The 13,879-nt window shown below is 43.4% G+C and carries 13 protein-coding genes; 10 read left to right on the top strand and 3 right to left on the bottom strand.

Annotated elements, in window-relative coordinates; genetic code table 11:
- The first annotated feature begins 106 nt into the window (after positions 1–106).
- The 4 genes from pstC (at position 107) to phoU (ending at position 3,925) form a co-directional block, all read left to right on the top strand.
- Positions 107–1,060 carry a phosphate ABC transporter permease subunit PstC gene (pstC, locus tag ACQKCG_RS05700; RefSeq protein ID WP_101204645.1) on the top strand — a complete coding sequence of 318 codons (954 nt, stop codon included), beginning with the start codon at positions 107–109 and terminating at the stop codon, positions 1,058–1,060.
- Between the two features lie 61 nt (positions 1,061–1,121).
- The gene (pstA, locus tag ACQKCG_RS05695) at positions 1,122–2,027 is read left to right on the top strand and encodes a phosphate ABC transporter permease PstA (protein ID WP_101204644.1); all 906 of its coding nucleotides are present in this window, start codon (positions 1,122–1,124) and stop codon (positions 2,025–2,027) included.
- Positions 2,028–2,187: 160 nt separating this feature from the next.
- Positions 2,188–3,024 carry a phosphate ABC transporter ATP-binding protein PstB gene (gene pstB / locus ACQKCG_RS05690; RefSeq protein WP_134292392.1) on the top strand — a complete coding sequence of 279 codons (837 nt, stop codon included), beginning with the start codon at positions 2,188–2,190 and terminating at the stop codon, positions 3,022–3,024.
- A gap of 115 nt (positions 3,025–3,139) precedes the next feature.
- Positions 3,140–3,925 (top strand): phosphate signaling complex protein PhoU, encoded by a 786-nt coding sequence (gene phoU / locus ACQKCG_RS05685; RefSeq protein ID WP_134292272.1) that lies wholly within the window; start codon positions 3,140–3,142, stop codon positions 3,923–3,925.
- 97 nt (positions 3,926–4,022) lie between these two features.
- Here the strand turns inward: phoU and ACQKCG_RS05680 are convergent, their stop codons facing one another.
- Both ACQKCG_RS05680 and argH read right to left on the bottom strand, forming a co-directional pair.
- Entirely contained in the window at positions 4,023–4,313 is a 291-nt protein-coding gene (locus ACQKCG_RS05680) for an oxidative damage protection protein (protein ID WP_057757820.1), read from the bottom strand.
- 316 nt (positions 4,314–4,629) lie between these two features.
- Positions 4,630–6,003: an argininosuccinate lyase gene (gene argH / locus ACQKCG_RS05675; protein ID WP_134292393.1), complete on the bottom strand. Its 1,374-nt coding sequence runs from the start codon at positions 6,001–6,003 to the stop codon at positions 4,630–4,632.
- Between the two features lie 227 nt (positions 6,004–6,230).
- Between argH and ACQKCG_RS05670 the strand changes: the two genes are divergently transcribed.
- The 6 genes from ACQKCG_RS05670 (at position 6,231) to ACQKCG_RS05645 (ending at position 12,326) form a co-directional block, all read left to right on the top strand.
- Entirely contained in the window at positions 6,231–7,256 is a 1,026-nt protein-coding gene (locus ACQKCG_RS05670) for a histidine kinase (RefSeq protein WP_227543656.1), read from the top strand.
- A 329-nt stretch (positions 7,257–7,585) separates the two neighbouring features.
- Entirely contained in the window at positions 7,586–8,323 is a 738-nt protein-coding gene (locus ACQKCG_RS05665; protein WP_134292274.1) for a LytR/AlgR family response regulator transcription factor, read from the top strand.
- Between the two features lie 229 nt (positions 8,324–8,552).
- Complete coding sequence (hemC, locus tag ACQKCG_RS05660) at positions 8,553–9,587, top strand: hydroxymethylbilane synthase (protein ID WP_102091379.1); 1,035 nt, start codon at positions 8,553–8,555, stop codon at positions 9,585–9,587.
- Between the two features lie 182 nt (positions 9,588–9,769).
- Entirely contained in the window at positions 9,770–10,687 is a 918-nt protein-coding gene (locus ACQKCG_RS05655; RefSeq protein WP_427585265.1) for a uroporphyrinogen-III synthase, read from the top strand.
- 60 nt (positions 10,688–10,747) lie between these two features.
- The gene (locus ACQKCG_RS05650) at positions 10,748–11,782 is read left to right on the top strand and encodes a hypothetical protein (protein WP_238052555.1); all 1,035 of its coding nucleotides are present in this window, start codon (positions 10,748–10,750) and stop codon (positions 11,780–11,782) included.
- A gap of 52 nt (positions 11,783–11,834) precedes the next feature.
- Positions 11,835–12,326, top strand: a complete 492-nt coding sequence (locus ACQKCG_RS05645) for an acyl-CoA thioesterase (RefSeq protein WP_427585263.1) — start codon at positions 11,835–11,837, stop codon at positions 12,324–12,326.
- A gap of 141 nt (positions 12,327–12,467) precedes the next feature.
- On the opposite strand, the gene ribBA is transcribed toward ACQKCG_RS05645, so the two are convergent.
- Positions 12,468–13,580 carry a bifunctional 3,4-dihydroxy-2-butanone-4-phosphate synthase/GTP cyclohydrolase II gene (gene ribBA / locus ACQKCG_RS05640; protein WP_057757842.1) on the bottom strand — a complete coding sequence of 371 codons (1,113 nt, stop codon included), beginning with the start codon at positions 13,578–13,580 and terminating at the stop codon, positions 12,468–12,470.
- Positions 13,581–13,879: the final 299 nt, after the last annotated feature.

Raw genomic sequence — 13,879 nt, 5'->3', positions numbered from 1 at the left:
ACATCTCGATAGATATGCTTACTCATACCGTTTAAGTTTGTTGTGTTAAAACCTGATATACATCTTTTTAATATTTCGATTCATCCCATTCAATGCTGAGACACTTATGACAGACTTAAGGTCCCAACTGGCTAAACAAAAACGTTACGACGCTTTATTTGTTAACTCTACCAAAGCGTTTGCCATACTCGTCCTCCTATCTTTAGGGGGCATTTTGGTGTCTCTAATTGTTGGAGCATGGCCGAGTATTCAAGAGTTTGGTTTGGGGTTTTATACCAGCAATAACTGGGATACAGTCGCCAATGAGTACGGAGCATTAGCGCCTATTTACGGCACCTTAGTCACGTCATTTATCGCCATTGTCATCGCGGTTCCAGTCAGTTTCGGTATTGCGATATTTTTAACCGAGATGTGCCCTAAGTTCCTCAAAAAACCACTTGGTATTGCCATTGAGTTGTTGGCTGGTATCCCATCTATCATTTATGGCATGTGGGGACTGTTCGTATTTGCGCCATTTTTTGGTGATCACATTCAGCCATGGTTCATTGAACACGTCGGCCCTTTGCCTATTATTGGTAAACTGTTTGCAGGTGCACCTATGGGGTTAGGTATGTTTACCGCCTCCCTAGTACTTGCCATTATGATCATACCGTTCATCGCCGCTACTATGCGTGATGTCTTTTCTGTCGTACCAGACCTGCTAAAGGAGTCAGCATATGGCATGGGCGCGACGACTTGGGAAGTCATGTTCAAGATTATCCTGCCTTATACCAAAGCTGGTGTCGTTGGCGGCGTAATTTTGGGTCTTGGTCGTGCATTGGGTGAGACGATGGCAGTTACCTTCTTGATTGGTAATGCGTTTAATATCAGTCCAAGCCTATTTACTTCTGGTGTGACGATTACCTCGGCCTTGGCCAATGAGTTTGCTGAAGCGTCTAGTGAGCTACATCTTGCGTCTCTACTACATCTAGGCTTAATCTTATTTGTCATCACCTTCATTGTGCTGTCTTTAGCAAAACTGATGCTCATGCGCATGGATCACAAAGCAGGTAACCGATAAGTCTGTTACCGATTTATTGAACCTTGATAGATATTGATAAAAGATATGGGAAATAAATATTATGCCTGCTAACAATGCGATCAATGCACCACTACCTACTAAGCCAAACGGCGCTACCCGCTACAATCAAAGCCTGTATAACAAGCGTCGTTTGACCAACAAGTTAGGTCTAGGCTTTGCTATGTCAGCGATGATTTTTGGCTTATTTTGGTTGTCATGGATTTTGGTGACTTTGTTTGTTGAAGGCTTCCAAGGCATGGTGCAGCTACCAATCTTTACCGCTGATACGCCGCCACCGATGAGTGCAGGCGGCTTACGTAATGCTATCGTTGGTTCGGTCATGTTGGCGTTTTCAGGATTGTTTATCGGTGCCCCTATTGGTCTTATGACAGGTATTTATTTATCTGAGTTTTCTAAAGGTAGTATGCTGGGCAAGGTTACACGCTTCTTAAATGATATTCTGTTGTCAGCGCCATCGATTGTCATCGGTCTATTTATTTATGCACTGATGGTAAAAGGTCAAAGTTTCTCTGGTTGGGCGGGCGCGTTGGCATTGGCGCTGATTGTTATTCCAGTGGTCGTGCGTACGACAGAAAACATGCTGAATCTGGTACCGAATAGTCTACGCGAAGCAGCCTATGCGCTAGGTACTCCTAAATGGAAGTTGGTCACTCAAGTTACGGTAAAAGCTGCACGAGCTGGACTGACCACAGGTGTGCTACTGGCCTTTGCTCGAATCACTGGTGAGACAGCGCCGTTACTATTTACCGCACTTAACAATCAATACTTCAGTACAGATATGGGTCAGCCTATTGCTAACTTACCCAATACCATTTACCAGTTTGCGATGAGTCCTTATGACAACTGGCATACATTGGCTTGGGCGGCAGCATTACTTATCACCGCGTCTGTCCTAGTGTTGAATATATTGGCAAGATTTATCGGTGGTAGAGGTCAGCCCAAATAAGGGCTGAGAGCAGACCGTAGTACGTTAAGCATTTACTTAAACTTATATGAAATTAATTGAGCTAGGTTGAAATATTATGAATGATGTCCTAAGCAACGTCCGTACGAACACGACTGCTGACAACTTTAATACGGCAACAGGCAGCCTATTAAATAGACCCATGTCTACTAGCGCCCAAGCTCAGCAACCAAACACTGCTGATTTTAATAAGCAAACGATTCAAGATATTCCTAAGAATATGCCTGCTGCAAAAATGGAAGTTCGAGATCTAAACTTCTATTACGATGACTTTCAGGCATTGAGAAACATCAATATCGATATCGCGGATAAAAAAGTGACCGCTTTTATTGGTCCTTCAGGTTGTGGCAAGTCTACGCTACTACGTACCTTTAACCGCATGTACGATCTATATCCAGGTATGCGTGCAGAGGGCAATATCAATCTAGATGGCAAAAACATCTTGGGTAAAGACATCGATGTGAACTTACTGCGTGCACAAGTTGGCATGGTTTTTCAAAAGCCGACGCCATTTCCGATGTCAATCTATGACAATGTCGCCTTTGGCGTACGACTGTATGAAAAATTAAGCAAAGACGAGCTGGATCATCGCGTCGAGTGGGCACTGAAAAAATCAGCGCTATGGCCAGAAGTGAAAGACAAGCTAAAAGCATCGGGATTGTCATTATCAGGTGGCCAGCAGCAGCGTCTGTGTATCGCACGTAGTGTGGCGACTAAGCCTGAAGTACTGTTGCTTGATGAGCCGACATCAGCACTGGATCCTATCTCGACGGGTGCTATCGAAGATTTGATCGAAGATCTGAAAAACGACTATACCATCGCTATCGTCACTCACAATATGCAGCAGGCAGCACGCGTATCTGACTACACGGTCTATATGTATTTGGGCGATATGATTGAGATGGGTGAGACCGATCAAATATTCACCAAGCCTACCCAAACCGCGACGGAAGACTATATTACAGGTCGTTATGGCTAACATTGATTGGGAATGAAATCGGTACAAGCAGACAAAGCTGATTAGCCATAAGCCGACTTTCTAACTTCATAGGCACACTGCGCTATTAAAATATAGATTCTAGGGAATACCTCTCATGCAAAGTGATAAGCATATCTCCAAAAGTTTTGACCAAGATCTTGATGAAGCCATCCGTTTATTTTTATACATGGGTGATAGCGCGGCCAACCAAGTGGCCAAAGCCATTCATGCTCTGATCGATAAAGATGAAACACTGGCGCAAGAAGTCATCGATATGGACTTCGATATCAATCGAATGGAAGTCGAACTCGACGAGCACATTTTATTATTGGTTGCCAAGCGCCAGCCAGCTGCCAGTGATTTGCGCTTAGTCATGTCGATTAGTAAAGGTGTGGTCGATTTGGAACGTATCGGCGATGAAGCGGTAAAAATTGCGCGAATGGCCAGTAAAATAGCGGCAGAAGGTAAATCAGCATACGGTTACGCTGAAGTTCAGCATCTGAGCAATCAAGTTCGTCTGATGCTAAACAACTCGCTAGAAGCTTTTAGTCAGTCGAATGCGGAGCAAGCGTTTGAAGTGATGCGTAATGATAGCGTGGTCAATACCGAATATCAGTCAGCCATTCGTGCCTTAATGACCTATATTATGGAAGACTCGCGCCACGTATCAAAAGTCATCAATATCATGTGGATATTACGATCGCTAGAGCGTATCGGTGACCATGCACAAAATGTCGCAGAGCTAGTGATTAACTATATCAGTGGACAAGACGTGCGTCATTCAGACTATGCCATGGTCAAAAAAGCGGTACAAGAAGCCAATAATCGCTTAGCTGCTCGTCAAGTTAGTACATTGTCAGCCAATGATCTTGAAACGTCAGATAGTGATGAAGGCTGCTAGGAATGACTGTGATCTTCACCTTATAATAAAAAAACGCGCTAAAGTAAGCGCGTTTTTTTATAACTACTAAATGTAGCTAGTAGAAAGCCAGTAAATACTAGCTTTCTGGTGTCCAGCCTTGTGCACGCTCATAGTCTTCGTTGTCTAAGAACTTATCACGCTGCTCTGTCAAAAACTTTTTGGCAGCAGGATCCATCATGCTTAGATGGTTTTCATTAATAAGCATTGTTTGATGCTCAAGCCACTCTTTCCACGCCTTTTCAGATACGGTCTCTTGCAGCTCTTGACCTTTTTTATTAGGGAAGGGTGGATGCGGCATTTTCGGTAAATCTTGCTTATATTTACGGCAAAACACGGTATTTGCTTGAGGGTTAAAAGTCTCAGTCATAAGGCATTCCTTATTCATTATATTAAGTGGTTAAATCAAATATCATATGAGTCTATGATAACGGTCTTGGTAGATTTAGCAAAGGGTACTAATGTATACCGTCAAGCCTCTATTCATTTGTTATACAGTCTCTGGTAGTTGGTGTATGACAAATATTATCCACGTTCAGCCTTTTTATTGAAATTTTCAAAGCTAGTGATATTTTGAAAATGACATTGGCTAAACCGGTAAAGGTCATAGGACAAATAAAAACACCCGCATAAGTAGCGGGTGTTAAATTTATATTAGCAGGTTAGCTTTTATTCAAAAGTACTGGTTAGGCAAAAGTTTTTAAGCGAGCACGGCCATTGATCACCGCTTGCTTGACTTGGTTTGGCGCAGTGCCACCTAAATGGTCACGAGCTGCTAATGAGCCTTCTAGCGTTAGATAGTCGAAGACGTCTTCACCGATAGCATCGCTAAATTGCTGTAGCTGTGCCAATGACAAATCACTTAGATCAACACCTTCTTTGATCCCTAAAGCGACGGCATGACCAACCACTTCGTGAGCATCACGGAAAGCGACACCGTTACGCACCAAATAATCAGCCAAATCAGTCGCTGTCGCATAGCCTTTCATCGTAGCAGCGCGCATGTTTTCTTTATTTGGCGTGATATTTGGTAGCATATCAGCGAACGCTAATAGCGAACCCGTTAAGGTATCGACGCAATCAAAGAGTGGCTCTTTGTCTTCTTGGTTGTCTTTGTTGTAGGCGAGCGGCTGACTTTTCATTAGACTTAATAGCGTCATTAACTGCCCGAAGACACGGGCGGCTTTACCGCGAACCAACTCAGGTACATCAGGGTTTTTCTTTTGCGGCATGATAGAGGAGCCGGTACAAAAGCGATCTGGAATTTGCACAAAGTTAAATTGCGCGGACATCCAAAGAATAATCTCTTCGCTCATGCGTGACATGTGCATCATTAGAATAGAAGCTGCTGAGGTAAACTCAATGGCAAAGTCTCGGTCTGAAACCGCATCGAGTGAGTTTTGACAAATACCTTCAAAACCTAGCAGTTTGGCCGTAATCTTACGGTCGATGGGGAAGGTCGTACCCGCAAGGGCGGCGCTACCGAGCGGCATTTGATTGATACGGCGACGCGCGTCAACGAGGCGTTCGGTATCGCGGTATAACATCTCAAACCATGCCATTACGTGATGACCAAAGCTGACGGGCTGCGCGGTTTGCAAATGGGTAAAGCCTGGCATGATAGTATCAGTATGCTGCTCAGCCAAATCTAGCAAGCCGCTTTGTAAACGTACCAATAGGGCGATGATATTATCAGTTTCTTCACGTAGCCACAGGCGGATATCGGTGGCGACTTGATCGTTACGGCTACGACCTGTATGTAGCTTTTTGCCCACCGCACCGACGATATCTGTCAGGCGTGATTCAACGTTCATATGCACGTCTTCAAGCGCAATCGACCAGTTAAACTCACCGGCTTCAATCTCACGTAGTACTTGTTGTAGACCGTCAATAATAGTCGCAACGTCCTCGGCGCTCAAGATATCGCACTCTTTAAGCATGGTGGCATGCGCAATCGAGCCTTGAATATCGTGCCGCGCGAAGCGTTGGTCAAAACCAACCGAAGCGGTGAAGGCGGCAACGAAGCTATCCGTCGCTTCACTAAAGCGCCCGCCCCACATCTGTTGGCCTTGGCTGTTTTGTGGCGCTGCGTTTGTTATAGGGGCATCTGTGCTAAAATCAGTGGCAGATGAATTTTTATTTGAATCGGGATTACTAGGATTTGAAGAATTGGCGTTCATATCGGTCTAAGACAAGTCAAGAGAATAAGAGCTCAAGTATAGCAAATGATGAGGTTGCCTTACTAGCTGCGCGCTTAGAGTTTTTTATTCCCAAGCTCATGGATGTCATGAGACCTTGGCAGTGGCTGCTGTATATCTTTTTTTGGTCACTGTTTGTGACGGTGATTGAGCACCATGGTCTATCAGGCTGGTCTGATTTTATTATCAAGTTTTTTTCTCGCGTGATACAAAATGCACTGACAGTTATTCCCGCACTATATTTGGTCGATTATTTGCGTCCTGTCTTCAAAAACGCGAGCATTCCTAGTGTGAGTTTGCGTATTGTCATGCTAATGATGTTTTCTGCCACGGTCTCTATGGTGTTGGTGGTTTTGGTTATGATCAATCTAGGGTGGATGGAGTATAACCGTCAAGCTTTTGTCATTAATTTGCTTTTCAACACAGTGCTTACCGGTGGTTTTACTGCTGTGTTCTTATTGTATTTTTTGCGTAGCTACCGTGAGCTTAATGCGCTTAAGTTGTCCTTTGAATATAAATTGACTGCGCAAAACGATCTAATAAAAGCGCGTACGGCTCCACACTTTTTCTTCAATACTATCAATACACTCGTATCACTGATTGAGTCAAACCCGCCTAAAGCCGCTGACTTATTACAGCACGTCTCTGCATTGTTCCGTGCTAGTTTTAGTGGTACACGCGAGATTAGCTTTGAAGAAGAGGTCGATCTCTGTGAGCATTATTTGGCAATCGAATCTAGTCGTTTAGCAGACAAGCTCGAAGTCAATTGGACGTTACCTGAAGAAGATATCATGTATGACATGGTTATCACTGCACTAACGCTACAAAGCGTGCTAGAGAAAATACTGCTCAATGTGGTAGAGATGACGACAGAAACTATCTGCATTAATATCGAAGTCATGTGGGAACAACACCGAGTTAAAATCATGATTGATGTTGCGCTTCCCAAAAAGACATTAATTATCAATCATGATTTGCGCCAGCATATGAATTTCTATATTCAAGCTGATCGTTTGCGTGCCCATTTTGGTCAAAGTGCTGACATTCAAAGCTCGGTAGCCAGCACTCAAATTATCACCATCATCGACTATCCTCTACAAGACGTCGGTTTATAACCTACTGTTCTTTATTAGCTTTCTCCATTTTTTCAACTCTTAAAAGCCTATTTGGCATACTTATTGCATCGCCATGTATAGACGTCATAATTTATGTTTGATAAATAATGATTACGAATAAGTAATATCATAACTACCGTGAAACACAATTACACCATATAAAATCTACCGATAGCAGGAGTATATTGTCCGCTATAAAAACTGGTGGTTTTTGTCAGAATTTTATTAAATAATTTAGATTTTATATTCTAAGTGATTGATAATGAGTGCTAATATATCCGTAATATTATTAAATAAAATATTAAGTATGTCCTTGGATGGGAGTTTGCATGCGTATCGTAGTTTGTGATGATGAGCCCCTAGCGCGTGAGCGCTTGGTGAGAATTGTACAGGAGTCAGGCCATGAAGTCGTTGCTCAGGCCACAACAGGTGCAGAAGCCATCGTCGCTGTAAAAACCCAGCAGCCAGATATTATATTATTAGATATCCGAATGCCTGAAATGGACGGCGTACGCTGTGCTCAAGAACTTGCCAAACTTGAGCATCCACCAGCGATTATATTTGTGACGGCATACGATCATTATGCGATCGCAGCATTAAAAGCCAATGCAATTGGCTATTTGCTGAAACCTGCAAACAAAGATGAGCTACTAGAGGCATTAAACAAAGCAAAGAACCTAAATGCCGCTCAACTAAACGAAATTCGCAAGCTTGAAGACCCGATAGCACGTCCGATACGTGAACATATCGCTGCTCGTACGCATCGCGGTGTTGAACTGATTAAGCTAAAAGATATCTACTATTTTGCAGCAGATCAAAAATACGTCAAAGTGCGTCACAAAGATGGCATGGTATTGATTGATGAAACGCTAAAAGAATTAGAGCAAGAGTTTGATGATCGTCTGTTCCGAGTACATCGCAATGCCATCATCAACCTTAGTTATTTGGACTTTTTAGAAACTCTAGATGCAGGCCAGTATCAGATACGTTTTAAAGGCATTGATGAGACGCTAGCGGTAAGCCGTCGTCACTTACCTGCCTTACGTGATAAAATCCAAAGCATGTAATAGGCTATCCTGATAGCGACCAATCATTCCATATCATCAAACCCTTATTTATGCTTAAATAGGGGTATTTTTTTGCGTCAGCATCTACTATTAATCATTTGAGTCGCCTAAGCTTTGGCAAATTTGCCCTATCGAGTAATATCGATATTATTCAGTATAAAGATGAACAGTACTGACATTGGGAAATATAGCCATTATAGTATTAGTATCGAACTTATTGAGGCCCTTTATGAGCAATCCGCAGCAACCTGTTTTGACTACTCTAAATATCGCTACACGTCAAAGTCCTTTAGCCTTATGGCAGGCCGAGCATATTCGCGATCGTTTATTGGCGTTGTATCCCAATCTGACGATTAATTTACTAAAAATTGTCACTAAGGGTGACAAGATTTTGGACACGCCTTTGGCCAAAATCGGTGGTAAAGGATTGTTTGTAAAAGAGCTTGAGCAAGCGCTGTATGACAAGCAAGCCGATATTGCAGTGCACTCGCTAAAAGATGTACCGATGCAGCTTCCCGAAGGCCTCACATTAGGCGTCTACTGTAAACGCGCCTCACCAACAGATGCCTTTGTCTCAAACACTTATAATAGTATTGATGAGCTACCACAAGGTGCAGTCGTTGGGACATCAAGTTTACGTCGTCAATGCCAGATCAAAGCCTATCGTCCTGACCTGCAGATCAAAACATTGCGCGGCAATGTCGGCACTCGTTTGGGCAAGCTAGATGCTGGTGAATACGATGCCATTATTCTGGCAACTAGCGGCTTGCAGCGTATTGAGCTAGACGAGAGAATACGCGGTGAGCTTGATATCGCAGCTTGCTTGCCTGCAGTTGGACAAGGTGCCTTAGCAATCGAATGCCGTGAAGGTGATGAAGAAGTCCTCAAATTACTTGCACCACTCAATGATGATAAAGCCCGTATTCGACTTATCGCTGAGCGTGCTCTGAACCGTCATTTAGAGGGCGGCTGCCAAGTACCGATCGCCGCTTATGCAGTTTTGCAGACAGCTGAAGAAACCAGTGTTAATAATGATAACAATGGTGATAATGGCAATAACGATAGTGGGAATGTGCTGTGGCTACGCGGTCGAGTGGGTCAAGCCGATGGTAGCGAATTGTTGAAGGCAGACAAACGAGCTACGTTGGTTGGGACACAAGCTGAGCAAGAAGCCCAAGCCAATCAATTGGGTATCGATGTTGCAGAAATGCTACTTGCCGATGGCGCAGGCGCTATTTTGTCAGCGATCTATCAGCCTGAGTAGTAAAAGTACAGTCGCTATAGGCTTGATTAATCGCAAGATAGACTGATCTAAGCATCAGCCATTTTTGTATACTTAAGCCTTTTTCATTCGTTTTTTGTCATGGTATATCGATGTCATCAATGCCAAATCAATCTACATACACAACTTCTCATAAGAATTGTTCTAATGATAAGTCAAACGTAATGCCGCAAATTGTCATCAATACTCGCCCAGTAGAGCGAGCAGCACCGTTGACGCAGCATTTGCAAGTAGCAGGATTGATAGTGGTTGATATGCCAATGTTGACGCTACGACCACGTCAAACAACTGATCTAGATATTGCATTAATGCATCAGTGGATGGCGGGGGAGTACAAAGCACTTGTTATCGTCAGTCCAACTGCGGCAGCTTCAGGGCTAGTCGCTTGGCAATCACTTGAACATGAAAAGCGTGAATACAAAGCGAAAGACGGTAATGACAACTATGCGCAGAGATTGTCAAAAGGTTTGTCATTACCTAGCCCTCTGGTTGCAGTTGGTGAAGCAACGGCAGCAGAGTTCAGTCAGGTGCGTATAGATACAACAGACTATCAAATACTTCAGCCTGAGACGGCCAATAACGAAGGCATGCTAGCAATGACTGAAATTGATAGCTTACAAGCAGGCGATAAATTGCTGATATGGCGCGGGCTTGGCGGACGACGATTATTGGTTGATACATTGCAGGCGCGCGGTGTACATATCGATAGTATTGCGTGGTACGAGCGTACGATGCCTATCGATGCAATGGCTCAGTATCAGCAATGGCAACAAGATTTTCTTACTCATAGTACTACGTCATCACAGCAGCCAAAGCCAATTGTCGTCATCAGCAGTGCGGCAGCTTTTGAGCATTGGTCAAATATCGTCAATGACGACCAATCAAAGACGTTAAAAATAGAGCAAAATTCTGATGCAGTGGCTGATATAGCACAGCGGCTTTCGTTTACGTTAAAAGATTTCTCCTACGTTGTGTTGGGTGAGCGTCTGGCCAATATGGTTGCCGCACAGCAGTTGAGCTACTGGCGAGTAGAGGACTTATCGCCAGATACGATTCTCTCAGCCATTAACTCTAAAATATAATACCTTAAACTTCTCATTTGCTTTAAACATGTTTATCTATACCAATAACGGTACTGCCTTATGTCAATGAATTCTGAGTCCTTATCTAAGGATCTTTCTACTGTTCAGCAGCGCCGGCAAGCAAATATTTTGCTGCTACGGATGCAATGGCTGGTTATCTTATTACTGATCGCTGCATTATTGTGGTTATATATTAGTCAGCAGCGCTTTCAGCATAGTGTCAACGATCGTTTGCAGAGCAATGAGCAAGTAATCAGTCGACTAAACGAAATGGACGATCGTCTATTTGCTATGAGTCAGCAGACGCTGCCAGAACCTAGAGTTAAAGCCAGTAGCCAAGCTCAGAATCAGTTGGACCTATTGCGTATCCAAATCAAAGCTGCTGATAGACTGTTGGCGGATAGCAATGACAGTGCCGCGATTGAGCTATTGCGGGGTTTACATTGGCAATTATCGCAAAGCAGTAATGAGATTGCGCCTGCGTTAACCATCGTTATCAAGCAAAGTTTGCTAAAAGATATTGAGCGTCTGCAAGCACAAAGCTCGCAGCCAAGCCCGTGGCAAATACAAAATCTTGCGATTCAGAACATTCAGGAATTTTTGCACAGTCATGAGCGTCTTGGCAGTTATGAAGGTACGGATCTACAGCGTCGAGAGCTGGTAGATGCAGCTATTGAAAATAAACAGCAGCCTAAAGCAACCAATGCCACTGATACTTCAGCGACTAGTGATACAAATTTAACGCGTCGTCAGCTCACTATTCATGAAGTCATCATGACGTTAAATTTAGCAAGCCAAGCCAGCAATATGCGTAAGCAAGATCAACTGGTCAGCTATTTGACGCAGGCACGCAAACAGTTAAAAACGTTGGTACCTAAAGCTTCAACTAGCGACAATAAAAAGTCAGCACAAGCTGGTGCGATTGGCATTGTACAAGCAGATAAAAAACGAATCGATGGTCAAAGTAATCTTGAGACAATGAAAGCACCAAGTGACATACCAGAAGTAATTGTATGGCTAAATCAGTTGATTGCTCATGCACCCAAACCAACGCCATTATTGACGACAGAAATCTTAGACAAGCCGCAACGCTAAAGAGAGTTAGTCACAATAGTTAATACAGAAAATATAAAATGTAAGGTAAGTAATGACCCATTCTAATGAAAAGTCAGCATCTATATCTGACGCAGCAAACGATCACCGCCCCGAATTACTAGCTCATTATCCTGTTATTCATCATCAGCCGATACAGTGGGGAGAGATGGATGCCTTCAATCACCTGAACAATGTGGTTTACTATCGTTACGCTGAGTCAGCACGCATTAGTTATTTGCATGCGCTAGGTATGTTTGATGGCAGTATGGTCACCGTTTTAGCCCAGTCTAGCTGCCAGTATTTACGTCCAGTCACCTATCCTGATACATTATTATTAGGGGTTCGTTGTAAGCGTTTGGGCAATACAAGTATGACGATGGAATATAGTTACTATAGTACCGCGCAAGAGATCATCGTTGCTACGGCAGAGGCTGTGGTAGTACGTCTGGATAGTGATGGAAAAGGTAAGTTGCCATGGACAGCAGCAGAGCGTCAACAGCTGCTAGCACTGGAAGCCAAGTTTGGTCATACGCCTGAGCTTTAGGGCATGTTCTATATGAACCGATTGTTCATTTCTTCAAAAAAACTATCCCAAATTAGAATCTAAAAACAAAAAAGGCACGCTAACATAATGTTAGCGTGCCTTTTTTATCACTCATTCTGCAACCAGTTTCTTAAACAGTTTTTAGTCTTGTTGCGGTGCATGAACGAAATCAACCACGTTTAGATCAAAACCTGATAATGCAAAAAACTTCATTGGTGATGATAATAAGCGCATATCACGGACACCTAAATGACGTAATATCTGTGCACCAACACCGATACTACGATATGGCTGTTGCGTGATGGTTGATTGCGACTCGTTGTCTGCGGCTTTGTCCAGCGCATCTCCCAAATCAACTGGCTGATTGCTACCAATCCATACCAGCACACCGCGATCTGAAGCACTGATTTCTTCTAGTGCTGACTGTACGCTCCAGCCACTACGGCCAGTCATATCGTTTTTAGCTGCAAACAAATCGCGTAATGGGTGGAAGCCATGCACGCGTACAGTGCTGACGCCTTCGCTGACATCACCTTTTACCAAGGCTAAATGTGTTTCTTCAGCCCCAAACTCACGGAAGCGATGTAGCGTAAAAGTACCATGTTCAGTTTCAAACGGATGTGACTCAATCTCTTCTACCGTTTGCTCATTAGCGATACGGTAGTTGATAAGGTCAGCAATCGTGCCTATCTTGATGTCATGTTCTTTTGCAAATATTTCAAGGTCGTCACGGCGCGCCATCGTACCATCTGCATTGATAATCTCTACAATCACCGCTGCTGGCTCTAGACCTGCTAAACGTGCTAAATCACACCCTGCTTCTGTATGGCCTGCACGGTGAAGAACACCGCCGTTTTGTGCCATAATTGGAAAAATATGTCCAGGCTGAACGATGTCTTCAGGCTTTGCTGATGAAGATACCGCTGCCTGAATAGTACGTGCACGATCACCAGCAGAAATACCCGTGGTGACGCCTTCAGCTGCTTCAATCGAGACAGTAAAGTTGGTGCTGAATTTAGCTTCGTTACGATCTGACATTAGTGGCAGTGCCAATTGCTGGCAACGTGCTTGTGATAAGGTCAAACAAACCAAGCCGCGTGCGTGAGTAATCATAAAGTTAATATCTTCAGGGCGGACATGCGTCGCTGCCATGATGATATCACCTTCATTTTCGCGGTCTTCATCATCCATCAAGATGACCATTTTTCCAGCACGAATGTCTTCGATAATCTCAGGGATTGCATTTAAACTCATAGTAAATCTCAATATTTTATTATTTATAAATAGATGTCATTTGGAATATAGGGCTCTATCTGCTTATTGTAGCAGTAGATAATACAAAGCGCTGTTACGGTCAAGCAAAGCGCTACTACGGTCAAGTAAATCGCGCTATAAGCACTATCATTTGATATAAAAGTGACTCGCTTAATTGCCTGTATATATCATTATGAGGTTATTTTAACGCTTTTCAGCGTCACGTGCTGCGCCATCTTCCCACTATATCGTTCAGTATGTCAAAAATAGTCATAAATATTATCAATGAGCATTAAAAC

Origin of the sequence: Psychrobacter sp. NPDC078929 (assembly GCF_050267985.1) — a bacterium.
GTDB lineage: Bacteria > Pseudomonadota > Gammaproteobacteria > Pseudomonadales > Moraxellaceae > Psychrobacter.
This window is presented reverse-complemented; position numbering and strand designations above follow the sequence as displayed.

What these genes read in the sequence shown, in the direction of transcription:
- ACQKCG_RS05655 (WP_427585265.1), top strand. Translation starts at nt 9,770, where the DNA reads ATGCCGCAAATTGTCATCAATACTCGCCCAGTAGAGCGAGCAGCACCG.
- ribBA (WP_057757842.1), bottom strand. Translation starts at nt 13,580, where the DNA reads ATGAGTTTAAATGCAATCCCTGAGATTATCGAAGACATTCGTGCTGGA.
- phoU (WP_134292272.1), top strand. Translation starts at nt 3,140, where the DNA reads ATGCAAAGTGATAAGCATATCTCCAAAAGTTTTGACCAAGATCTTGAT.
- ACQKCG_RS05680 (WP_057757820.1), bottom strand. Translation starts at nt 4,313, where the DNA reads ATGACTGAGACTTTTAACCCTCAAGCAAATACCGTGTTTTGCCGTAAA.
- pstA (WP_101204644.1), top strand. Translation starts at nt 1,122, where the DNA reads ATGCCTGCTAACAATGCGATCAATGCACCACTACCTACTAAGCCAAAC.
- pstB (WP_134292392.1), top strand. Translation starts at nt 2,188, where the DNA reads ATGTCTACTAGCGCCCAAGCTCAGCAACCAAACACTGCTGATTTTAAT.
- ACQKCG_RS05670 (WP_227543656.1), top strand. Translation starts at nt 6,231, where the DNA reads ATGAGACCTTGGCAGTGGCTGCTGTATATCTTTTTTTGGTCACTGTTT.
- pstC (WP_101204645.1), top strand. Translation starts at nt 107, where the DNA reads ATGACAGACTTAAGGTCCCAACTGGCTAAACAAAAACGTTACGACGCT.
- ACQKCG_RS05650 (WP_238052555.1), top strand. Translation starts at nt 10,748, where the DNA reads ATGTCAATGAATTCTGAGTCCTTATCTAAGGATCTTTCTACTGTTCAG.
- hemC (WP_102091379.1), top strand. Translation starts at nt 8,553, where the DNA reads ATGAGCAATCCGCAGCAACCTGTTTTGACTACTCTAAATATCGCTACA.
- argH (WP_134292393.1), bottom strand. Translation starts at nt 6,003, where the DNA reads ATGTGGGGCGGGCGCTTTAGTGAAGCGACGGATAGCTTCGTTGCCGCC.
- ACQKCG_RS05645 (WP_427585263.1), top strand. Translation starts at nt 11,835, where the DNA reads ATGACCCATTCTAATGAAAAGTCAGCATCTATATCTGACGCAGCAAAC.
- ACQKCG_RS05665 (WP_134292274.1), top strand. Translation starts at nt 7,586, where the DNA reads ATGCGTATCGTAGTTTGTGATGATGAGCCCCTAGCGCGTGAGCGCTTG.